The sequence below is a fragment of the Shewanella sp. GD03713 genome (genome assembly GCF_029843705.1).
Classification (GTDB): domain Bacteria; phylum Pseudomonadota; class Gammaproteobacteria; order Enterobacterales; family Shewanellaceae; genus Shewanella.
In genome coordinates, this window is sequence record NZ_JAOCIW010000001.1 from 3,169,524 (window position 1) to 3,192,750 (window position 23,227).

General features: G+C 49.4%; 16 protein-coding genes and 1 pseudogene. 8 read left to right on the top strand and 9 right to left on the bottom strand.

Annotated elements, in window-relative coordinates:
* The first annotated feature begins 259 nt into the window (after positions 1-259).
* From N5E87_RS14040 to N5E87_RS14070, 7 genes and pseudogenes are all read left to right on the top strand, one after another.
* Positions 260-3,525, top strand: a pseudogene (locus N5E87_RS14040) (winged helix-turn-helix domain-containing protein).
* Positions 3,526-3,545: 20 nt separating this feature from the next.
* On the top strand, positions 3,546-3,920 hold the full coding sequence (locus tag N5E87_RS14045) for a DP-EP family protein (RefSeq protein WP_086902415.1): 375 nt from the start codon (positions 3,546-3,548) through the stop codon (positions 3,918-3,920).
* Positions 3,921-4,015: 95 nt separating this feature from the next.
* On the top strand, positions 4,016-4,759 hold the full coding sequence (locus N5E87_RS14050; protein ID WP_086902414.1) for a DP-EP family protein: 744 nt from the start codon (positions 4,016-4,018) through the stop codon (positions 4,757-4,759).
* A 331-nt stretch (positions 4,760-5,090) separates the two neighbouring features.
* Complete coding sequence (locus tag N5E87_RS14055; RefSeq protein ID WP_086902413.1) at positions 5,091-6,110, top strand: diguanylate cyclase; 1,020 nt, start codon at positions 5,091-5,093, stop codon at positions 6,108-6,110.
* A 59-nt stretch (positions 6,111-6,169) separates the two neighbouring features.
* The gene (locus N5E87_RS14060; protein WP_126511611.1) at positions 6,170-8,860 is read left to right on the top strand and encodes an FAD-binding protein; all 2,691 of its coding nucleotides are present in this window, start codon (positions 6,170-6,172) and stop codon (positions 8,858-8,860) included.
* 175 nt (positions 8,861-9,035) lie between these two features.
* Positions 9,036-9,932, top strand: a complete 897-nt coding sequence (locus N5E87_RS14065) for a DMT family transporter (RefSeq protein ID WP_086902412.1) — start codon at positions 9,036-9,038, stop codon at positions 9,930-9,932.
* Between the two features lie 68 nt (positions 9,933-10,000).
* On the top strand, positions 10,001-10,531 hold the full coding sequence (locus N5E87_RS14070; protein WP_086902411.1) for a lipocalin family protein: 531 nt from the start codon (positions 10,001-10,003) through the stop codon (positions 10,529-10,531).
* Positions 10,532-10,667: 136 nt separating this feature from the next.
* On the opposite strand, the gene N5E87_RS14075 is transcribed toward N5E87_RS14070, so the two are convergent.
* Both N5E87_RS14075 and N5E87_RS14080 read right to left on the bottom strand, forming a co-directional pair.
* Positions 10,668-12,260 carry an ABC-F family ATPase gene (locus N5E87_RS14075; protein ID WP_083757913.1) on the bottom strand — a complete coding sequence of 531 codons (1,593 nt, stop codon included), beginning with the start codon at positions 12,258-12,260 and terminating at the stop codon, positions 10,668-10,670.
* Positions 12,261-12,747: 487 nt separating this feature from the next.
* Positions 12,748-15,024: a heavy metal translocating P-type ATPase gene (locus N5E87_RS14080; protein ID WP_086902410.1), complete on the bottom strand. Its 2,277-nt coding sequence runs from the start codon at positions 15,022-15,024 to the stop codon at positions 12,748-12,750.
* A 137-nt stretch (positions 15,025-15,161) separates the two neighbouring features.
* Between N5E87_RS14080 and N5E87_RS14085 the strand changes: the two genes are divergently transcribed.
* On the top strand, positions 15,162-15,551 hold the full coding sequence (locus tag N5E87_RS14085) for a Cu(I)-responsive transcriptional regulator (protein WP_086902409.1): 390 nt from the start codon (positions 15,162-15,164) through the stop codon (positions 15,549-15,551).
* A gap of 124 nt (positions 15,552-15,675) precedes the next feature.
* Here N5E87_RS14085 and N5E87_RS14090 read toward each other — a convergent pair whose 3' ends face one another.
* The 7 genes from N5E87_RS14090 to N5E87_RS14120 form a co-directional block, all read right to left on the bottom strand.
* Entirely contained in the window at positions 15,676-17,658 is a 1,983-nt protein-coding gene (locus tag N5E87_RS14090; RefSeq protein WP_086902408.1) for a prolyl oligopeptidase family serine peptidase, read from the bottom strand.
* Positions 17,659-17,715: 57 nt separating this feature from the next.
* Entirely contained in the window at positions 17,716-17,958 is a 243-nt protein-coding gene (locus tag N5E87_RS14095; RefSeq protein WP_086902407.1) for a hypothetical protein, read from the bottom strand.
* Positions 17,959-18,165: 207 nt separating this feature from the next.
* Positions 18,166-18,924: an SDR family oxidoreductase gene (locus tag N5E87_RS14100; RefSeq protein WP_011717645.1), complete on the bottom strand. Its 759-nt coding sequence runs from the start codon at positions 18,922-18,924 to the stop codon at positions 18,166-18,168.
* A 19-nt stretch (positions 18,925-18,943) separates the two neighbouring features.
* Positions 18,944-19,846 (bottom strand): 3-hydroxyisobutyrate dehydrogenase, encoded by a 903-nt coding sequence (gene mmsB / locus N5E87_RS14105; RefSeq protein ID WP_086902405.1) that lies wholly within the window; start codon positions 19,844-19,846, stop codon positions 18,944-18,946.
* A 100-nt stretch (positions 19,847-19,946) separates the two neighbouring features.
* Positions 19,947-21,098, bottom strand: coding sequence for an enoyl-CoA hydratase/isomerase family protein (locus N5E87_RS14110; protein WP_086902404.1), 1,152 nt, complete (start codon positions 21,096-21,098; stop codon positions 19,947-19,949).
* Positions 21,098-21,871: an enoyl-CoA hydratase gene (locus N5E87_RS14115; RefSeq protein WP_011623346.1), complete on the bottom strand. Its 774-nt coding sequence runs from the start codon at positions 21,869-21,871 to the stop codon at positions 21,098-21,100. The genes N5E87_RS14110 and N5E87_RS14115 overlap by 1 nt, the downstream gene beginning before the upstream one ends.
* 64 nt (positions 21,872-21,935) lie before the next feature.
* On the bottom strand, positions 21,936-23,093 hold the full coding sequence (locus tag N5E87_RS14120) for an acyl-CoA dehydrogenase family protein (RefSeq protein ID WP_086902403.1): 1,158 nt from the start codon (positions 23,091-23,093) through the stop codon (positions 21,936-21,938).
* Positions 23,094-23,227 lie beyond the last annotated feature (134 nt).

Genomic DNA, 23,227 nt, shown 5'->3' on the forward strand with positions numbered 1-23,227 from the left:
CGCGCTATAGCTCAAACTCACAATTCTGTGATAAACAGAGTGCTAAACCACGCAATATCGTCACAATGACGATATAAATTTACATTGATTACCTAGGGTTATTCCTTTTAAATAACAAAGGGTCTAGGCATAATGTCAATGTTTTGACGTCATGCGAAATGATGACGCTCAATGTACAAAACGCGCTAACAATAAAAATAACAGCGACTCGCGGCTCCCTATTTCCCGCCTGAGTCGATGCTCAAGCAATGGAAATCCTATGAGTGACAGCACATTTTTTTGGGTGAATGGCAAGTCAATCCCAGCGCCAACAGCCTGCTTCTGGGTAAACAAGTTAAACAGCTTGAGCCTAAGGCGATGGATGTGTTGTTATTTCTCTGCCAAAACGCCGGTGAAGTGGTCAGCAGCGACGAAATTGTTAGCCATTGCTGGCCGGGAGTCGACACAGGTGATAATCCACTGCACAAAATTATCAACCAGTTACGTCGCGCCTTAGGCGATAGCGCCACCGAATCCCGTTACATTGAGACCATTCGCAAACGCGGTTATCGCACCTTAGCCGAAGTGCGTTTTCCCGTCGGCCATGAGGCCAGCGCCACGCCACAAACCTGGCAAGGTGGCTCACCGTTTCCGGGCTTGCAAGCCTACAGCGCCAACTATGCCGACGTGTTCTTCGGTCGCAGCGAGCAAATTAGCACCCTGCTGAATCGCATTAGCCAACAAATCCAGTTTGGCCGCGCTTTCTGCTTAATTTTAGGCCCCAGTGGTAGCGGTAAATCCTCCTTAATTAATGCTGGTGTATTGCCTAACCTCATGGCCGCCAATGGCTTTAATGGCGTCGGCGTTGTGGCCTATAGCAGCCTCGATTTTGCCGATGTCAGCAAGGGACAACTGCTTACCGATCTAGCCAGCGCCATGCTCGACTGGGAGCTAAACGACACCCCAGTCTTTGAGGGAATGAGCGCCGATACGCTTGCCACCAAGCTTGAGCAAGATCCACAGAGCATTGTCGATATATGCAAACAAAGTCTTAAAAATCAGACCTATGCTACGCCACGCTTTGCCTTATTTATCGACCGATTAGAAGTCTTATTATCATCGCCGCTGTTTAGCGATGCCGAGCGCAGCACCTTTATCGAGCTGTTAGAGCGTCTTGCCACTTCCCATGCGGTGTTAATTTTAAGTGCCTGTCGCAACGACTTTTATCCGTTGCTGGTCAATTACCCCAGCCTGATGGCAGGCAAAGCCCGCGGCGCCCATTTCGACTTAGCGCCGCCCACTCGCACCGAGCTGCTGCAGATGATCCGCCTGCCAGCCGTTGCCGCCAATTTAACTTGGGAAATCGATAGCGACACCGCCATGCCGCTCGATGAAATGCTCTGTAGCGATGCCGCCAGCAACCCAGATGCGCTGCCTATGCTGCAATACACCTTGCAGGCGCTGTACTTACAACGTAGCGACGATGACAAACTATTGGTCTCTGTGTATCGCACCTTGGGCGGTATCGAAGGCGCTATCGGTAAAAATGCCGAGCAGGCCATCTCCCATTTAACCGAGGCCGAAAAAGCCAGTCTGCCGCGGATTTTGTCCCTATTAGTCACCCTGCGTGAGGATGAAAAATCCATCACCAGCCGCACCGCCCGCTGGTCACAGTTGCAAAGCGCGGCCGAAACCGCCCTAGTGCAAGCCATGGTCGATAGCCGCTTATTTGTGTCCCATCTGCAAAATGGTGAACCCTGTTTTAGCATCGCCCACGAAGCGCTGCTGCGCCGCTGGCCAAGGGCAACGGCGTGGATCAGCGAACATAACGACAGCCTTAGCATTAAGAGCCGACTACAGCATTTATCCCAGCGCTGGCTCAGCGAAGCCAAACACAGCGCCTATTTGCTGGCCGAGGGTAAACCCTTAAAAGAGGCCCAAAGCCTTAGGCAAAATCCTTTATTTGACTTAGACGAGCGAGAAACCGACTTTATTGCCGCCTCCAGCAAACGCGCCACTATGCTGCGCTGGACGAGGCGCATCACAGTAGCCCTGCTGTGCGTACTCACCTTAACCTCGGTCATTATGAGCGTTCGCAGTATCGAAGCCGAGAAGCTTGCCCAGCAAAAACGCCTCGCCGCCGAAGATCTGCTCGGGTTTATGGTGGGTGACTTCGCCGATAAGATGCGCGGCATCGGCCGGATGGACTTACTCGACGGCATCAGCAATAAGGCATTGGAATATTTCACGGATTTCTCCAGCCAAGACGATGAGAAGTACTTAAGCTTCGACGCCCGCTTCCAGCATGGGCAGACCTTAGAGGCCATGGGCGAAGTCGCCTATTCACGCAATAAAATCGATGAAGCCCGCAGCGCCCTACTCGCCGCGCAGGAAAAAATGCTGCCGCTGCTCGAATTGCAGCCAGACAACTTAGCCCTGCTAAAAACCTTGGGCGCCAATGCCTTTTGGTTGGGTCAGCTTAAATATGATGTGAGTGATTGGGCCGCATCACGCCCGTTCTTCGAGCAGTACTTAGCCTATAGCCAAACCATGTATGCCCTAGCGCCCGAGGATAAAGATGCGTTGATGGAGCTATCCTATGCCCATAACACCTTGGGCTCAGTGTCGATGAAGCAACAGGACTTTGCCAAGGCACAGCAAGATTTTGAGGAGTCGCTAAGACTTAAATTGCTCGCCTTAGCAAAAGCGCCAGAGGATAGCCAGTTAATTGCGGATGTGGCCAATGCTCGTTCTTGGTTAGCGAGTGCGGCAGTGTCTTTGGGGGATTTAAACTCGGCAATTACAATTAACCTTGAGTTACAATCAGAATTAGAAGCGCAACGAAAAGTAAAAGATTCTGATGGTTATTTGTTGGATAGGCTTTCTGTTGGGTACCAAAGACTCTCATTCTTATATGAATATCAGGGAAACTTAAACCTAGCTTATAATTACGCTTTAAAAGGTGAGCGTATTATACAAAAGGCCGTTAATATAGATCCTCAAAACAATCCATGGAGAATAAAATTATACTATTTCAAGATTCAACTAATGTTACTTAATGCGACGATTAAAGACCCTAAGACATCATACACACCTGACTCTTTAGGCTTAGAACTTGCTAACGAAAATGATAGCTTTATACAAAGCAAACGCTATCTACCACTTAAAGCAACATTTTTAAAAAATGCTGCTGGCTATTATCAAATGTTAGAACAAAACAATCTAGCTGAAAGCTATTTAAATGATGCAGAGTCATTATTCACAGAACTAATAAAAATGGCTCCTAATGATTATAAGTACTATGCTAGCAAAGCTGAAGTTGACTTATTAAAAGCCAAGACTTTAAAACAGAGTAATGATTTCAAGGCAATGATTTCCACTTGCAACAATATAAAAGAAAACTTAAAGTCAATTCAAGAAAAAGATAAAGACCCTCAATATCTATACCCATATGCTTCTGCTTTGGAGTGTTTAGGGGAGCTAGATAAAAATACTGAATTGCAAGCCAAACTCAAAGCTGCAAATATCAGAGAAATTATTTTTTAATAACCAATAAGGAAGGAAAAATGCAAAATACTTATGGTCAAGCTCACTATATTAAAGTAACTGTTGCACTAGAAAATGGTGAACCTGTTTTTAGTTACACCGACTCCGAAGGTGCTGAATGCCCAGGCGATGTTACAGTTACAGCCGCAAGTACTATTACATACCTGCTTGATGACCAAACAGGAAAGGATCTTAAATTTGTAGGTGCAGGATTCTTAACCCCATTCGACCAAATTATTGATGCTATAACCTTAAGTAGTGATGGCAAACTCCTGCAAATGGTTGACCTAGACCACACTCCAGGTACAACCAAATTTCAATTTGTGTTAACAAATAGTACTAACACTCTGATGCTATTAAGCCCAGATCCAGAAATTATCAACGATCCAAATTAATCAATAAGTGGGGACAGCCAACCCTGTCCCTTTTTTACTAGCCCCAACAATCATACTTAAATACATAAAACCAATTGAATTTAAATGGAATTATAATGAAAAAAACGCTGATAACACTGGCACTCATCGGTGCCGCCTTCTCCGCCCAAGCCGCGACTCAAGTTGAAATCGACCAAGCCCTTGCACCAGTGAAAACCCCTGCCGATTTACAGCAACTACTCAATGCACCGTCACCACTGGACGCCTTAGCCGGTAACTTACCGCTGTTCCTCGACAGCATCACTGGGCTTGCACAGGGCCAAAATATCAGTTTTGATAAACAGTTACTCTCTGCCCCCTTGACCGCCACCGAGGTCTATCACATTTTGGCCTTGTTTGGTCAGCAAACACACATCGCCCAATATCAAGGCGCCGCCATAGTGACTGCGGCTGATACATTACTGTTAAACAATACAACCCTGCCAGTGTGTGCCGCTAACGCCCCGATTGAGTTAATGGTCACCCTCGATAGTCAAAAGCAGGCGCAGTTCCATTATGCTCAGGCGGGAGTTGAATGTGATGGCAATGTGGAACTCACTGAAAATGCCACCATCACTTACCAGTTAGTCCCACAGCCTACCTCGCCTAAGGGACTGCGCTTAACTGGCGCGGGCTTTACCAATCCCTTTGATGGACATATTGAAACAGTGACCGTCAGCTCTGATGGGCAAACTATCCAACTGCAAAACAATATTCAACATAGCGGTGTCAGCAAGTATCAATTTATTTTTGCGACTGATGAAAATGATTTGCTGTTGGTAAGCCCAGATCCGCAAGTTATTAACCGTCCTGAAATCTAATCTCCATTGAAAGGGACTGCCTAGCAGTCCCCTTTTCCCCTTCCAGTCCCCCTCTGCTTGCCACAGCCAAACGCCTGAGTGTCAATTCCCCCCCCCTTTTAACCAATTCTGCTTCGCAAATTTGCGCATTATTTCACCTTCATACGACATTAATAGCGCCGAATCGACGTGAACACTACCCCAAACCACTCGGAAGCAAACTTTTTATTCATTTATAAACAATAGGTTAAACCAGAAGGTAAGCAGAAGGTATCTTTTCTTCCGCCAGAATAAAGTCATCCTCAGAAAAGCGCCTAGCGCAGATGATTAAAGTTCACGGAGAAAGATAACAATGACAAACTCACCGAAACTGGCTCGCCAACAACCCGCCTTATCCATTGTCGATGATGCTGCATTGCCCGCAACTCAACCTGCAAAGAGTGCCGAGCTACCGCTGAACTTTTTCGAGCATTCTTCCCTCGAGACCATTGAGCTCTTTATTCAACATTTAACCGAAGCCGTGATCTTAGTGAATGCCAATGGCTTTATCCGTTCGTGCAATCAGCGCAGTGCCGAGCTGCTCGATTGCCCGCAGGCGACTTTAAAGGGCCAAGACTGGCGCAATTTTTTGACCGAACATCATCAAGCGCGCTATGACAATCTTCTGAGCCACGATGTGCAATTAGGCACCAACTGTGGTCACCCCGTGCAGCACCCAGCGCAGGAAACTACGCTGATCTGCGCCTCTGGCAAGGCCAAAGATGTGGAGTTGTCTATCTCTTATATTCCCAGCCATGAACCTGTGTTTGTGATGGTAATGCACGATTTAACTCAGCATAAGGCGGAAAACCAAAAGCTGCGCAAGTTGGCCGCCACCGACTCCCTCACCCAACTGGCGAACCGTCGCTATTTTGATGAAATGCTGCAACAGCACTGGGAAGAATGCACCGCCAAACTACGCCCTATCAGCGTAGTCATTATCGATGTGGATTATTTTAAGGTGTTTAATGATCAGTTCGGTCATATCCAAGGTGATGAATGCCTTAGAAAAATTGCCAAAGTGATCGCCGCTATTGTGCCTATCGACATCGGTCTTGCTGCCCGTTATGGCGGCGAAGAGTTTGCGCTGATCCTACCTAATCACAATGCTAAAATGGCGCTGACCATAGCGCAAAAAATTCAGCAAGGGATTAATAACATTCGTTTTACTGACCAAGGGCTCAGGGATTATGTCTCAGTAAGCGCCAGCCAAGGGATTGCCAGTGAAGTCAATGGCCAGTTCCGTACCTCACTCGCCATGGTGTGCGCCGCCGATACCGCGCTTTACCGCGCCAAGGCCGATGGTCGTGACCGGATAAACGCCTCACTGTAGGTCGCCGCGATTGAGCTTAAGCAATTGTCAGGGATAGAAATTAAACAAGGATGTTGCCGATGAAACCGCCGAAAACACCCCATAGCGCTTCGGATACGTTAATCAACACTGTGGCTCAAGCACAGAGCCAAGAGACAACCGCCTCAATGAATTCACTTTCCTTAACGCCATTGCCCCTCAGTCACACGCTCGATGTATTTACTTTTCAGGCGTGGGTGAAAACCCTGCAGGGCGGGACTGTATTTCAGTATTGCGACCAAGCTAATTATCCCAGCTTTATCGTACAAGTTACGCCACTTGGCCATATTGAGATTCGAGTTAATAGCCAGTTATTACAGATTGACACTATTTCCACCTTAGGCGGCTTAAATGATGGTTATTGGCATTTATTATCCATTACCTACCAATACCATGAATTAAGCTGTTTTATCGACGGTGATGAAATCCATTTACAACAGCATTCAATCCCCTTAACGGATGAGGCTAAATTAAAAGCCGCCACGCAAACCACTACGATTTTTGATGGTGAGATAGTTAATATCAACTTGATTGAAACCTGTTTAACCGAAGCCGAAATTTTAGATTGTTATTTACATCCACACCAACAAGCGGCGCTGATTGACAGTAATTTATATATTTATCCTAAAAAACATGCAAAGCACGAACTCCACTTAATGCCAAATCAATTGGCAAGACAGGAAGTCATGCTCATTATTTTTAATGACACCGAATATAGTTTTAATAAGCAGAACTTAAACAGCAACCACTTTAACAAGCAGCTACCCAGTATTATTCCCGCCCATGAACGCTGCGCTTATATGATTGAATCCAGTAGTGATAATTGGCCACATTTTATTTATAAGGCGAATTATCAAGCGAAAGAGAGTGCCGATATCAAACTGAGCTTCGATATTTTAAAATCCCTCACGCCCCATCGCTCGCACATTGATTTACAACTGAGCAATGAACTGGAATTTGATTGCTTTATCAGCCAGTCGACCTCGAGCCGATTAACGGCCGAGATCCGTATCAGTGAAAATGTGGTCACCCGACAAGCTAAGCATTTTATGCGCTTTATTAACGAAGTGCGCAGCCATATTGCCAGCGACCATATCATTACCGATGGCCAGTATTATGCAGAGCAGGATTTTTGGGTGAGCACGGGACAACAGATGTTGGCCTACGAAAAAGCCTGCCAACTGTTTAATCGCCGCTTGCAAAAAAAGCCTCTTGCCATCATCAAATGCCGCAGCAGCCAAGAGGTAAAACTGGTCTATAAGACGGCGGTCGATTATCACCTCGCCATTAGCGTGCGCTCTAGCGGCCATGATCACGAAGGGGAAAGTGGCGAGACCAATAGCATAGTGATCGACTTATCCTCGATGAACAGCATAGAGCTCGATCCCATCAGTGGCATTGTCGCCATTGGGCCAGGTTGTACCATGCAGGCGTTAACCAGTTATCTGGCGCAAAAGGGCTTAATGCTGCCCCACAGCACCAGTGCCTCCCATGCCTTGGCGGGCTTTATTATGGGCGGCGGTTGGGGACCTTGGTGCCGCAAATACGGCATGTGCTGCGAAAGCTTAGTGCAGGCGGAAATCGTGTTGGGCATAGGTGAAACCCAAGTGGTCTCGGCGGCCAATAAGCCCGAACTCCTTTGGGCGCTCAAGGGCGGCGGGGGCCTAAGCTATGGTATTGTGACCCGTTTTTTTGTGCAGACCTTTGCCCTGCCCCCAAGCCTGCTGAAATTTGAGCTGGAGTGGAACCCGTATCAGAAGGACAGCCAACAGCTACGAGAAACCACCCCGACCTTAAGATTATTGGAGCGTTGGGAGCAGATTATTCTGGCCGATAATCTGCCTTGTTTGCTGGGGACTAACCTTAAAATTCAAGCCAAACCCGCCCTATTGCAAGGGGTAAAACCGCCATTAAACACTGTGGTGCAGGCGCCACAAGAGGCTAAACATAACTGCATTATGTACGGCTATTGGGAGGGCAATCCCGCAAGCCTTGCGCACTTTATTAAAGCCCAGTTTAGTGAGGTCGGTTTAAAACCTAACCGGGTACAAATGGCGGCCATGGGCGGCTTAACCCAATCCTATGGCGATGAATTGATGGAGAGCTGGAACCGCGAAGCGATTCAGGATTTACAACCCGTCTTAAACCATAGATTGGCTGAACTGCTTAATGATAAGGACATACAACTCTATAAAAATCAGCGCCATCACTCACAGGATCTACTCAGACCCGCGCCCCATAGGGTGACATCACGCTTGGCCCATGCACAGGGACTAAAACAGGGGCATATTGCGCTTATCGACAGCCTCACCTCACCCCAACTGATTGATGGCAATCGGCAATTAGGCTTGTTTACCTATGTCACCCTAAGCGCAATTGCCGGTGATTTTTATCGCGCGCTTGGTGAGGTACAAAAAAGTCAGAGCGCCTTCCCCTACAAGGAGCAGGCCTACATTATTCAGTATCAAGCATGGTGGAATAGTGAACTCCAAGAGCAAGCCTTAATGCAGGTGAACTCAGTGTATCCCCGAGTGAATAAGGCGCTCGACTGGATAGACACCTGCCGCGATGCCAGCATTGCCAATAGCTCTGGCGCCTTTATCAGCTTTAAGGACAATACCATCCCGACCGCACGCTACTTTGGGCAAAATTATCAAATGTTGCAGCAGGTTAAGGCCAGTTATTGCCAAGACCCCTTAAATCATTTTCGCTCGCGTAAGTCGATTGTGTAGCTGAGGATTGATGGCTTGCTAGCGCAGTCAACCCATCAATCTCGGCTTGTGTCGGGCGGTTGCATCTTTATCACACCGCGCCAACACAGCGTTCGCAATAGCACTCGCCTAGGCGGCATTTTTAAGGCAAACTCAGCTCCCTTCGTCGTTGAATTATTTGCATTAAAGGTGATACATGACACCGCCACCCGCACTGGCCATAGTGCTTGCCCTACTGGCCGCGAGCCTGATGGGCACCATTGGCGTATTCGCCCGTTTTGCTGCCCTGCCCGCCGAACATATTACCTTTTACCGCCTGCTACTCGGCGCGCTGTTTTTAATGGCCTATATGTTGTTCACGGGTAAGGGACGGCAAATTCGCCACAAACCCAGCAAGCGCACCTTGATAAATGGCGCTATGTTGGCGGGATTTATGGCTTTTTATATCGAGGCCATTGAATACACCCAAATGGCAACGGTGATCATGATTATCTATCTCGCCCCTGTGCTGGCGTCACTCTTTGCCCATTTTGTGTTTCACGAGAGGCTTAAGCGCTCCAGCATCGCCAGTGTGGTGCTCGCCTTGCTAGGCTTTATGCTGATGCTGCCCGTAACCTCGAGTCAGTCACTCTACGACAATGAAATCATGGGATATTTTTATGCTCTGCTCGCATTGCTGACCTATTGCGGCTTTATCTTAATCAACCGTAAACCGAGCGCCGCTTCGCCCTATCAAAGCACCTTAGTCCAGCTCAGTGTCGGCGCCCTCTGCTTACTGCCCTTAGTGTTAACGACGCCCTTAGTGCCGAGTCTGAATCAATTTGCTTGGCTGCTGGCGATTGGCTTCTTTCCGGGATTTTTAGCCATTCTGTTTGCGGTAAAAGCCCTCGCGCAGCTGCCTTCGGTCACCTATGGCACCCTCTCCTACGTCGAACCTGTAGTGGTGGTCGCACTCGCTTGGTGGTTATTTGATGAGGCGCTCACAACGCAGCAAATGCTGGGGGTGGCGTTGATTATGTTGGCGGGTATGGCACAGGGTTACTTAAGCCAGCGCCACTCGGCCAGCAAAACCTTGAAGGATTGCCCGACTTAAGCGTACAGTTAAACGCACAATTAGCCATATAACTAATAATAGGCACTCGGGTTTAACTGGAGTCTTAAGTGAAAAAACTACTCTTACTTATCAGTGTATTAGTGTTATCGGGTTGTTTGGGTATGCCACGCAATGTCGAACCGGTTAAGGATTTTGAGCTCGAGCGTTACTTAGGCAAATGGTATGAAATTGCGAGGCTCGACCATTCCTTCGAGCGCGGATTAACCCAAGTCACCGCCGAATACAGCCTTAAAGCCGATGGCGGCGTTAAAGTCATTAATCGGGGTTATTCTAATGATACCCAGCAATGGAAAGAGGCCGAAGGTAAGGCCTATTTTGTCAACGGTGATGGGGAAGCCTATTTAAAGGTCTCCTTCTTCGGGCCATTTTATGGCTCCTATGTGGTCTTTGGGCTCGACCAGCAAGATTACCAATACGCCTTTATCTCGGGGCCTGATACGGATTATTTATGGCTATTGGCAAGAACTCCGACCGTATCCCCAGAGGTGATGAAGCAATTTGTCGAGATGGCGAGCGCCCGCGGCTTTGATACCAACAGTTTGATTTATGTCGAACAAAAAGCCGAAGTTAAGCCATAACCGCTCATCCAAGCTAAAACACTCAAGGCCAATACTCAGGGCCAATACTCAAGCTAAAAGTCAGCAACAAAAACGCCGCTAATAAGCGGCGTTTTTATCTGAATACTTAAGGCGAGTTAATCATTAAACCAAGTGATTAGCCTTCGATGCCCTTGCTCACGAGGAACTCATCGTAGGTGCCCTTGAAGTCATTCACGCCGTTCGGAGTGATTTCAAGGATACGGTTGGCCAGTGACGATACGAATGCGCGGTCGTGACTCACAAACAGTAAGGTGCCTTCGTATTTTTCCAGCGCGTTGTTTAATGATTCGATCGATTCCATATCCATGTGGTTGGTTGGTTCGTCGAGCATCAGGATATTTGGCTTTTGCATGATGAGCTTACCAAATAACATACGACCCTTTTCACCACCCGACAGCACTTTGACTGACTTTTTGATGTCGTCGGCGCTAAACAGCATACGGCCTAAAATACCGCGTACCGCTTGGTCGTCGTCTTCAGGTTTACGCCATTGGCTCATCCACTCGAAGAGGGTCATGTCGTTTTCGAAATCTGACTCATGGTCCTGCGCGTAGTAGCCGATGTTGCTGTTTTCAGACCATTGGATCAGACCTTCATCCTGAGGAATATCATGGATTAAGGTACGCAGTAAGGTCGTTTTACCCACACCGTTCTCACCGAGGATGGCGATACGCTCACCCACTTCAACGATAAGGTTTAAGTCTTTAAACAGCGGCGTGTCGTAACCTTTGGCTAAGTTTTCAACCACTAATGCGTTACGGAACAGTTTCTTTTCCTGATCGAAACGAATGAATGGGTTAACACGGCTAGAGGCTTTAACTTCTTCCAGCTTGATCTTATCGATTTGACGCGCGCGCGAAGTCGCTTGTTTTGCCTTAGAAGCGTTCGCAGAGAAGCGCGCCACGAAGGTTTGCAGCTCAGAGATTTGCGCTTTCTTCTTGGCGTTGTCGGCCAGCAGACGCTCACGGGCTTGAGAGGCCGCTTGCATATATTCGTCGTAGTTACCTGGGTAAACGCGCAGTTCACCGTAGTCTAAGTCTGCCATATGGGTACAGACTGAGTTTAAGAAGTAACGGTCGTGCGAAATGATGATCATGGTGCTGTCGCGTTGGTTCAGTACGTCCTGTAACCAGCGGATGGTGTCGATGTCCAAGTTGTTGGTGGGCTCGTCGAGCAGCAGGACGTCAGGATCGGAGAACAGCGCCTGCGCCAATAACACCCGCAGTTTTAAACCTGGCGCGATTTCAGACATCAGACCGAAATGGCTTTCGATACCAATACCCACACCGAGTAACAGCTCACCGGCGCGAGATTCGGCGGTGTAACCGTCCATTTCGGCAAATTCCATCTCAAGGTTTGCCACGGCAATGCCGTCTTCTTCGCTCATTTCTGGCAGAGAATAAATACGGTCACGCTCTTGCTTCACCTTCCACAGTTCACGGTGGCCCATGATCACTGTATCGATGAGGGTGAATTCCTCATAACCGAATTGGTTCTGGCTTAACTTACCCAGACGCTCGTTGACGTCTAAGGATACGTTACCGCTGCTCGGCTCTAGATCACCGCAAAGGATCTTCATGAAGGTTGATTTACCGCAGCCGTTCGCACCGATAAGACCGTAACGGTTACCGCCGCCGAATTTAACTGAGATGTTTTCAAACAGTGGCTTAGAGCCAAACTGCATGGTGATATTCGCTGTAGTGATCAAAATGAACTTCCAAATCGAGTTAGGTTGGCCGGACGTCTGGCAAGGCAACTAAGTATAACCCTATTTGCGAAAGCCAAGCTGTCTAACCTGAGGGGGTAAAAATAAACGTGGCACTATAGCAGTTTGGGCTAAATTATCAACTAAAAAGGCCTACTTAGCCGCGAATCGTCAGGCAAAATAACGGGCTACAACGCTTATTTTAGTGCTGGCATTAACCTAAGCTAACGGCTTATTTCAGCAACATTTTTACCGGATGATTCAAGTTAATCGAATGGGATGACAGCAGGATGAATCCGCAAAATAATTCACGAGTTGGATGTAAAGTTTGGACTGGGGTTTGTGCTTGAGTTTGGGCAGGCATTTAGGCTGAGGTTGATATTTAAGTTCAAACAATACAGCCCGCAAAATGCGGGCTGGATTGGGAGTGCTTACTCACTGCCTCTCGATTTAGCGAGGCAAAGTGTTATCACTCATGCGAGCGCAAGCGTTATAACTTTTGCTGTCTTAACCGGTTCGCATTGGTGACCACAGTTAAGGAAGACAGCGCCATCGCCGCCCCGGCAATCACAGGGCTTAACAGCATACCCGTGAGCGGATACAAGACGCCCGCCGCCACTGGAATCCCTAAACTGTTGTAGATAAAGGCCCCAAACAGGTTCTGTTTAATATTGCGAATAGTCGCGCGGGAAAGTGCCAATAAGTTAGCAATCACTATCAGCTGATGGGACAGCAGAGTCATATCCGCACTTTCGATCGCCACCTCAGTGCCCGATCCCATGGCGATCCCCACATCGGCGCTCATCAGGGCTGGCGCATCGTTGATACCGTCCCCCACCATGGCAACCACATGGCCTTGCTGTTGTAAGGCTTTAATATGCTGCTGCTTTTGCTCGGGTAACACGCCCGCAATCACTTCCTCTATGCCTACCTGTGCTGCCACCGCCTGCGCCGTTTGCAGATTATCTCCAGTCAGCAGCACTACGCGAATCCCCTGTGAGCGGATGGCGCTTATTGCGTCTTTAGCATCGGCCTTGATCGGATCGGCAATCGCGATAGTGGCCACTAACTTGCCCGCCTTGGCGACATAAATCGCCGTCTTGCCCTGTTTAGCAAATTGCGCGGCGGCTTCTACCGCAAAGCCTGAGTGGCTGCCTGTCACGCCCTTCTCTGACTGCACATCAAATGCCGCCATTAAGGCTTGATTGCCCACTAAAAAGTCGGCGCCATCGACTCGCCCTTCAATGCCCTTACCTTGATGATTGGTAAAAATCTCGGTCACAGGCAATGGAATCGAGGCTTGCTTAACATGGCTGACAATTGCGCTGGCCAGCGGATGCTCCGAATGCTGCTCAAGACTGGCGATCGCGCCAAGCAGTGCGCGCTTGTCTTCATCACTGAGTGCTTGGTCATTAGGAGCTTGGTCATTACCTTCAATCCAGTGGATATCAGTCACTTGGGGTTTCCCCTGAGTCACTGTGCCGGTTTTATCCAGCACCACACAATCGACCTTGCTGGCGCTTTGCAGTGCTTCACCATTTTTAACCAAGACGCCCATTTGAGCGGCGCGGCCAACGGACACCATGATAGACATAGGTGTCGCTAACCCTAAGGCGCAGGGACAGGCGATGATCAGCACGCTAGTAAGCACCACAAGCGCATGACTGAGCGCGGGTTCTGGCCCAACAAGATACCAAATCGCCGCCGCGAGTAAGGCGATGACCACGACCGTTGGCACAAACACCGCCGAAATTTTATCGGCCAGACGACCAATTGGCATCTTAGAGGTTTGCGCCTCCTGCACCAGTGCAATGATTTTGGCAAGGCGCGTATCCTGCGACCCCGCGGTCACTCGGTAGACTAAACTGCCGTTACCATTGACAGTTCCCGCACTGAGATTATCCCCAACATGCTTAGGCACAGGAATCGGTTCACCCGTCAGCATGGCCTCATCGAGTAATGACTGGCCGGACTCTACTATGCCATCGAGTGCGACCCTGTCACCGGGGCGAAGTCTGAGTTTATCCCCCAGTTTAAGCTTATCGATTTCCACCTCTTCATCGCCATTGTCGCCAATACGAATCGCGGTAGAAGATTGCAGGCCGAGTAAGCGCTGCACCGCTTCGCTGGTTTTGCCCCGAGCTTTGAGTTCGAGAGCGTGACCTAAGTTAATTAAGCCTAAGATCATCACGCTCGCCTCGAAGTACACATGGCGAGTGTCCATTGGAAACGCACTCGGGATAAGCACCACCAGCATGGAATAGAGCCATGCAGTGCTCGTACCTAACACGATTAAAGTATCCATATTGGTGGTTTTGGCTTTAAGCGCACGCCACATTCCCTGATAGAAATGGCGCCCGGTACCGATTAAAAGTGCCAAGGTGACTAAGCCCATGATGCCCCAGCCAAGCTGCATGTTAGGGCTATTAATCATCATTTCGCCGCCCAGTAATCCCCATAACATCATAGGGATACCGACAGCGAGCGCGGCGATGGCCTGACGCATCCGCAGGCGATACTCCGCCGCATCTTCTACCCGTTTTTCCTCAGCGGCCGCCTTTGCGTCCACAATCAACTGGGCGGGATAACCCGCCTTATCCATCACAGCCAGCGCCGCATCGCTGCTCATCTTGCCATCCACAGTCACTTGCTTATCGGCGAGATTGATACGGGCACTCACATTCGGCTCGGCCGCAAAGGCCTTTTCAATTTTGGCCACACAGCCTGCACAATTCATGGTGGCGACATAGAGTTTTATCTGCGACATGGAAGATCCCTCACTTGAACTTAACCGCTATAGGATTAAGATAAAGTCTCCCATCACGGGAGAGTCAAGGGTGTTTTTGTGGCAAGTATCACACTTGTCTGCACGAGTCTTTAGAACAGATAAGAACCGAGGTCAGTATGAAAATTGGTGAAGTTGCGAAGCACACAGGCTTAAGCGTCAAAAGCATACGCTATTACCACGATATCGGCCTTGTCTGCGGTGAGCGTAACGAGGCGGGATACAGGGTGTATCGCCATCGGGATATCGAATCGCTGAAATTTGTCCATCAGTGCCGCGACTTAGGTTTTAGTCTCGAGGATTGCAAACTCCTGCTTGGCCTTCGCAATAACGACAGCCGCAATGCCGAAGAGGTAAAGCAACTGACCCGCAACCATTTGGCCTATGTTGAGGAGCAAATTGGTAAATTGCAGAATCTTCGTAGCCAGTTACAGCAAATGGTCAGCGAGTGCCAAGGTGGCGACCAGCCCCACTGCGCGATTATTGATAGCCTTAATCACCAGCACTAAATGCTTAATCATCTGCATTAACACGCAGCCATAAAAAAGCCTGCTTGGATGCAGGCTTTTTGATGGGGTTGTCGCTAAGACTTAAATGCCAAGGCGTTAGTGCTTTTGTTTTAGCGCATTTGTTTTAGTGCTTTAGCGCGGCCACATTATCCAACTGTAAGGCTGGCAACTTACCCGCAGGGGTAAAGTGAAATACTTGGCCATAAAAGGCTAACTCGGTTTCTAAGCCAGCGGCTTTATGCTCAGGCGTTCGCCCCTCATCGGAATCATCTCCATAGTCGATGTAAGCCGTCGGTACAATCTTGTTTCTCAAGCCTTGGAAAATCAGCAGGGGTTCGTTCAAGCCATCTAAGTGATTGAGTGGCGATAACTCGCGATAACGTTGCTTCATCTCGGGATAGGGGCCGATAAGCTGATCTAAATAGCCAGATTCAAACTTATGTGTGCCCTTGGCGAGCTGCTCAAAATCGCTGATGCCCTCGTAGCTCACGCCCGCTTGAAACACATCATAAAACGCCAAGGAAGACATCACGGTTAAGCCACCGGCGCTGATCCCGCGAATTGCCAGCTTATTTGCATCGACCCAGCCCTTAGCCACTAAATACTTGGCCGCATTGACGGCATCTTCCACATCGCTTTCACCCCATTTGCCATACAGGCTCTGGCGATAGGCGCGGCCAAAGCCACTGCTGCCACGGAAGTTTAAATCTAACACGGCAAAGCCGCGGCTGGTCCAGAATTGGATCTCACTGCGATAGGCAAGTGATGCGCGCGCCGTCGGCCCGCCATGTAACATCACAATAAGCGGCGGCCTGGTGTCGTGGGGCGCAATGTAATTGGGATTCACCGGACCATAAAAATAACCATAGGCCTGCTGATTTTTACCCGTCGCGAAGGCGATATTTTTTGCCCGCGACACATAATTAGGGTCAAGATTCGGCAGTGCAGGCGCATAGACTAACTCTGTGCCACGGCCGACAACTCGATATATGCCCTTCTCTGGTGTCGCCTTAGCACCGACAAAGTAAACCCCATCTTCGCCCTTCACCACCTGAGTAATCTCAGCAAAATCAACGGCAAGGGATTCGGTTAATCCGGAATCTAAGTGCATTCGCAGCAATGCAGCTCGATTACCTTCGACATAGCTGGCAATCAAGGTCGAGGCATTTTCGAAGGCGTAGTTATGGTTACCTAAACGCCAATCGGCTACGGCAAACTCGGCATTTTTACTCAGCACTGGCACTAAGGTTTGTTGTGGCGTCACGCGGTAGATGTTCCACCAGTTACTGAGATCGGACACCACATATAAGTTGCCGTCGGGGCCGAATAAGGGCTGAGTCACCGAAGAATCCTTGGGCGTATTCACCTTACGAATATTTTTTAACTGGCCCTTACGGTCAAGGTCCCCAAGCCAGAGCACGCTGTTATCCCAAGGCATATAGGGATGTTCCCAAGTGATCCACGCCAATTGCGTGTTATCGGGGGAAATCGTGGGGGAAGAAATAAAGTCATGGCCAGTGACAAAGGTATCGCCTTCACCGGCAAAGTTAAGATTGATGGTCACTAGGCTGGCTTTAGGTTCGCCGCCCTGACGGTGGTCTTCACGCACACAAATAATCCGCGAGCCCTTGGGATACGCCACGCAATCGGCATGGCGGGTGCCATTGGGGGTTAACGGTAATGGCGGTTGATTCGGGGCGAAACGGTAAAACAGCTGATCCTGCAATTTGGTGGCAAACAAGCTCTGGCCTATTCCTAAGAATGCTGCGCCGCCATACTCATGCACGGTAGATCTGACATTAAAATCAGGGGGAACCACTTCGGTCACTTTGCCAAGGTCATCGAGGCGTTTAATGCCAACTTTGCCCTGAGCGCTGCCACTGGATTCGGCAAAATAAATCGCGTCACCCACGCTTTGCAACTCGGCAATATCATCGGCCTGCTCAAACACCGAAGCCGCAGACAAGGGCGATTGCCAGCTGCCATAGGGTGCAACTTTAATATCGCCATTTTCCTTGGCACTTGAATCGTGTGTATCCGTACGCTCACACCCGCCCAGCAGCAAAACTGCACTCAGCAGATATGGTAAATAGCGTCCTAACCCCATTGTATTCCCCAAGTTTGCCAACTGAACAAACCGAAATATGCTACTGCCCTTTTGGGCTTATTTTTTAACTTTTCTGATAAACCACTTGATGACATTGGCCTGCTGCACTTGCGTGAGACCAAAATAAATACAAATCCAAGGTGACAGCAGAAAAAACCACGGGATCACCGCGACCGAACGACCTGTGAAAAGAAGAAAGAAGAAGCCGCCGTAGATCACTATCACACCCAAGACACCGACTATCAGCATCATGCGCTTAGTGATTTTTTCAAGCCAAAGGGCCTTATCCTGCCATGACATTCAGATAATCAACTCCATCACTATAATGTCAACCCTATTTGTAAAGTTATGTAAAAAAAGTGGAGTGCGATTGTTGAAGGATAGCCAGTAAATGTCAACTCCGATCCACCTTTGCACGGCGCTAAAATCGTCTGCCACACACAAATCTTTACCCAATAAAAAACCGAGCAAATGCTCGGTTTTGTTTAATATCAATAAGATACCATATTACAGACGGATACCGCCATCCACTTCAAAGACACGACCATTTACATAATCGTTTTCAATGATAAAGCGTACGGTAGAAGCTATCTCCTCCGCTTGGCCTAAACGGCCAACGGGCACAAGCTTCTCTAATCGCTCAAGCGCTTCTGGCTTCATCGCCGCGGTCATTTCAGTGGCAATCACCCCTGGTGCTACCGCTGCGCTACGGATATTGTAACGGGCTAACTCTTTTGCCCAACCCACAGACATGGCCGCCACACCCGCTTTAGAGGCTGCGTAGTTAGATTGACCTACGTTACCCGCTTTGGCGAGGCTAGAAATGTTGACAATCACACCAGCTTGACCCGATTCAATCATCGCCGCAGCCGCCTCACGGCCACAGAGGAAGGTGCCAGTAAGGTTAACATTGATCACCGATTGGAATTGGTCGAATGACATACGGTCAGTCACTTTGCCGTCTTTAGCTTTAACTAACATGCCATCGCGCAGGATGCCGGCGTTATTCACTAATACGTTGATTTTGCCGAAATCTTCCAATATGTAAGCAAAACCTGCGACCACGTCTTCTTCGTCAGTAATATCTAACGCATAACCTTGGACTTCGGTGGCTGAGCCTAAATCGGCGCAGGCGCGCTCGAGTTTTTCTTGATCAACATCGATCAGCGCCAACTTAGCGCCCGCCTGCGCAAAATTGTGCGCCATTGCTAAGCCTAAACCACCCGCGCCGCCAGTGATGACGACAACCTTATCTTTTAAATCCATCTGGTTATCCCTTGTTTATCTATTTTTTAAGTGGTGCAAATTGTTCAAAAATACTGGAGAAGTCTCGGCGACCATTGCCTTGTCTTGCATGATTCACATACAAGCTGCGTGCGAGTGAGCCCATGGGTGTACTCGAATTGCTCAATAATGCAGCTTCTTGAGAGAGGCCGAGATCTTTAACCATCAAATCTACCATAAAGCCGCCCTGATAGCCCTTAGAAGAAGGCACATTCTCCATTACGCCTGGGCAAGGATTGTACTTCTCTAACGTCCAGTTACCGCCGCTGCTGACCTTCATAATGTCCGATAGCACTTTAGGGTCGAGACCATGGTCAACCCCCATTTGCAGCGCCTCGGAAGTACCCACCATCAACACAGATAGCAGCATGTTGTTGCAGATTTTAGCGACCTGACCGGCTCCTGCGCCGCCCGCATGGAAGATATTCTTGCCCATAGCGTTAAGCACTGGCTGCGCGCGTTCGAAGGCGATGTCCGAGCCACCACAGATAAAGGTCAAGGTGCCTGCCGCCGCGCCCGCCGTACCGCCCGATACTGGCGCATCGATAAATTCGATACCACTCTTAGCCGCTTCGGCCGCCACCAATTGGGCGCTTTGGGCATCAATGGTCGAGCAATCAATCAACAAAGTATCGCCAGCGACTACGTCGAGTAGGCCTTTCTCGCTGCCATTACCTAAATATAAATTTCTAACATGCTTACCCGCAGGCAGCATAGTGATCACCACATTGGCCCCCGCCGCTGCGCCGCATGCCGTGCTCGACACTAAAGCGCCTTGGTCGGCCAAGGCTTGCATGGCGGCTGGCACTAAGTCGAAGACACGTACCGTCATGCCCGCTTTTAATAAATTGGCCGCCATTGGGCCGCCCATATTACCTAAACCGATAAATGCTACTGTACTCATGCCATCACTCCTGTGTTCTGGTGTCTTTATTATTCCAGATAGTTGTTATTCCAGACAAAAATGGCAGGCAAAGCGCTCGTTTTGCCTGCCATTGATTGGCTTAGCTTAATTGGCTTAAGGGATGTTCTTCTCCCCAAGGTGAGGTCAAAATGCCCTCGATAACGCTGTTTGGCACGGATTGCACATCGGCAAATTGCCATTTGGGTTGCCTGTCTTTATCGATCAGCAGTGCCCGTACGCCTTCACAGAAATCGCCCTTAGCGCAGGTGTTAATGCTCACGGTTAATTCCCATTTAAAACATTGCGCTAGGCTGAGTTTGGTGCCGAGTTGGGTTTGGATATACGCCAAATGCCAACTGATAGGGCTGCCCGCGAGCATGGTCGTACAGGCTTTATTTAACCAGGCTTCTTCGGTGCTTAAGGTTGACATCCGGCTGACGATATCCGTCAAGCTGCCCGCCATCAGTCGGTCGATCATCTCTTGACTCTCGGCCAGTAAACTATCGCCCTTAGGGATGTCCACTTGGTTCGACAGTTCGTTGATCATCGAGTCGAGTCTTTGATGGTTCAGCGCTGGCGTATCGCTCCAATCGAGGGTCGCCATGGCATCGAACATCAGCTCTTTGTCGTCACGATTAAGATAATGATCGGCAAGGCCAACGTAACAGGCATCGGCGGCGTTCATTTGATAGGCCGTTAGCCCTAAAAACAGCCCCATTTTGCCCGGCATGCGGTTGAGGAAATAGCTGCCGCCCACATCGGGATAAAGCCCAATGGTGACTTCGGGCATGGCGATACGGGAGGTTTCAGTCACGACTCTATGACTCGCGCCCGCCATCAGGCCCAGACCGCCGCCCATCACTATGCCATCTCCCCATACCAGCACAGGTTTGCCATAGGTATGCAGTAGATAATCGAGACGATATTCTTCTTCGAAGAATACTTTAGCGACCTCAGTCACTTGTCCCTTAGCAGCAACAGACGCGTGATATAACGCGCGCACATCGCCACCCGCACAGAACGCCTTTTCTCCGCTGCCATCGAGTACCACACAGGCGATTAACGGATCTTTTTTCCACAAATTGAGCTGCACCGTCATGGCTCGAACCATATCGAGATCCAAGGCGTTGAGGGCTTTTTCAACATTGAGCGTCACCACCCCAACTAATTTACCCGAGGCGGTGGCTAAGGTTTGAAAAACCACATTTTGTGTGGTGGACGTGTGTGCAGCCTTATCTACTAAATTTGTCATTAGCGGTTCTTCCAATCAGCTTTACGTTTTTCCAAAAACGCGTTCACGCCTTCGGCCTGATCTTCAGTATCGAACAATCCGACAAACAGTTCACGCTCTATCGGTAAGGCTTGGCTGCGCGGCATTTGACGCCCAGCTTGGATAAGTGTCTTACAGGCAGTCACACTGCTTGGGCTCTGATTCGCCACTTTGGCGGCCAGTGCAATCGCCGCATTTAAGGCTTCACCCGTTTCAACCACTTCCTCGACTAAACGCAAATTCAGCGCTTGGGCGGCATTCACCCGCTCACCGCAGAGGATCATGCGTTTTGCCCAACCTTCGCCCACTAAAGCGGTCAGGTTTTGAGTGCCACCCGCACAGGGCAACAGACCAACGGTAGCCTCAGGCAATGCCATCACGGCTTGGGTTTCGGCGATACGAATATCACAGGCCAGCGCGACTTCTAAGCCGCCGCCCATGGCATAACCGTTAATGGCGGCAATCGACACGCCGCGGAACTGGCTTAAGGTTTCAAATGCTTCGCCAAAGTGTTTTGCCATGCTCGCCGCATTGCCCTTATCACCGTCGCTAAACAGTTTTAAATCGGCACCCGCGGAGAAAAACTTGTTGCCCTCGCCAGTTAACACCAGCGCGTAAATGTCCTTGTTGGCATTAAGCTCCAGCACTTTGGCCTTGAGCGCCTGCAAACTCTGGGCGGTCCAAGTGTTGGCCGGCGGATTGTTCATCGTCAGAATCGCCGTGTGGCCTTCGATACGCTCAACTAAATATTCCATCTGTTTCGGCTCCCTTATATTTCCAATCGGTTATCGCCAAATCCTACAGTCCCATCTGGGCAGCTTAGAGGATTTGTCCGGCATTTTCGTCGAGTAAACGACGGGCGATAATGAGGCGCATAATCTCGTTAGTGCCCTCTAAAATCTGGTGTACACGAACGTCACGGAAATGACGCTCTAAGGGGTACTCCCTGATATAACCATATCCGCCATGAATTTGCAGCGCAGCATCACAAACTTGGAAGCCCACATCGGTGGCAAAACGCTTCGCCATCGCGCAATAGGCGGTGGCTTCTGGGTCGCCACTGTCGAGTTTAAAGGCAGCCAGACGCACCATTTGACGTGCGGCCACTAATTCGGTCGCCATATCGGCAAGCTTAAATTGCAGTGCTTGGAAGGCTGCCAGCGGTTTACCAAATTGCTGACGCTCATTCATGTACTGAGTTGCACGCTCTAAAGCCGCCTGCGCCGTACCGACGGAGCAAGTAGCGATATTGATACGGCCACCGTCTAAGCCTTTCATCGCAAAGGTAAAGCCTTGGCCTTCTTCGCCGAGCAGGTTTGCAACGGGCACACGCACATTATCGAAGGTAACTAAGCGTGTCGGCTGCGCGTTCCAGCCCATCTTATCTTCGGCCTTGCCATAGATAATGCCTTCACTGTCAGCAGGAATGGCAATGGCGGAAATCCCCTTTGGCCCAGCTTGCCCAGTGCGGCACATGACAACTAATAATTCCGTTGAGCCTGCACCCGAGATAAACATCTTAGAGCCAGATACCACGTATTCATCACCTTCACGCACCGCTTTGGTTTGCAGTGATGCCGCATCCGAACCCGCACCGGGTTCAGTTAAGCAGTAAGACGCCAGCATTTGACCCGTGGTCAAAGGCTCTGACCAAGCTTGACGCAGCGTCTCTGTGCCCCAAGTGGTGACCATCCAAGTGGCCATATTGTGAATGGTCAGCATAGCCGTTGTGGCTGTACAGCCTTTAGATAGCTCTTCGAAAATAATCGAGGCATCTAAACGTGACAGCCCCATTCCACCTTCAGACTCGGGGGAATAGAGGGAGCAGAAACCCAGCTCACCGGCTTTTTGGATCACATCCTTAGGGAAATGATGTTCTTCGTCCCATTTGGCGGCAAAGGGGGCAAGTTCATCCGCCGCGAACTGGCGAGCCAGATCGGCAAATTGGCGTTGGTCTTCGTTGAAATTAAAATCCATTTGGCTCTCCTATGACTCTTTGGCCATTTCTTTTCGTCAATATCTTTTGCGTAATACACAGTGAATTTATCGGCAGGCTTATCATCAATGGGCGCCAACTGACGCCACGTTTAGATTGAAAAACCTGCTGTGTC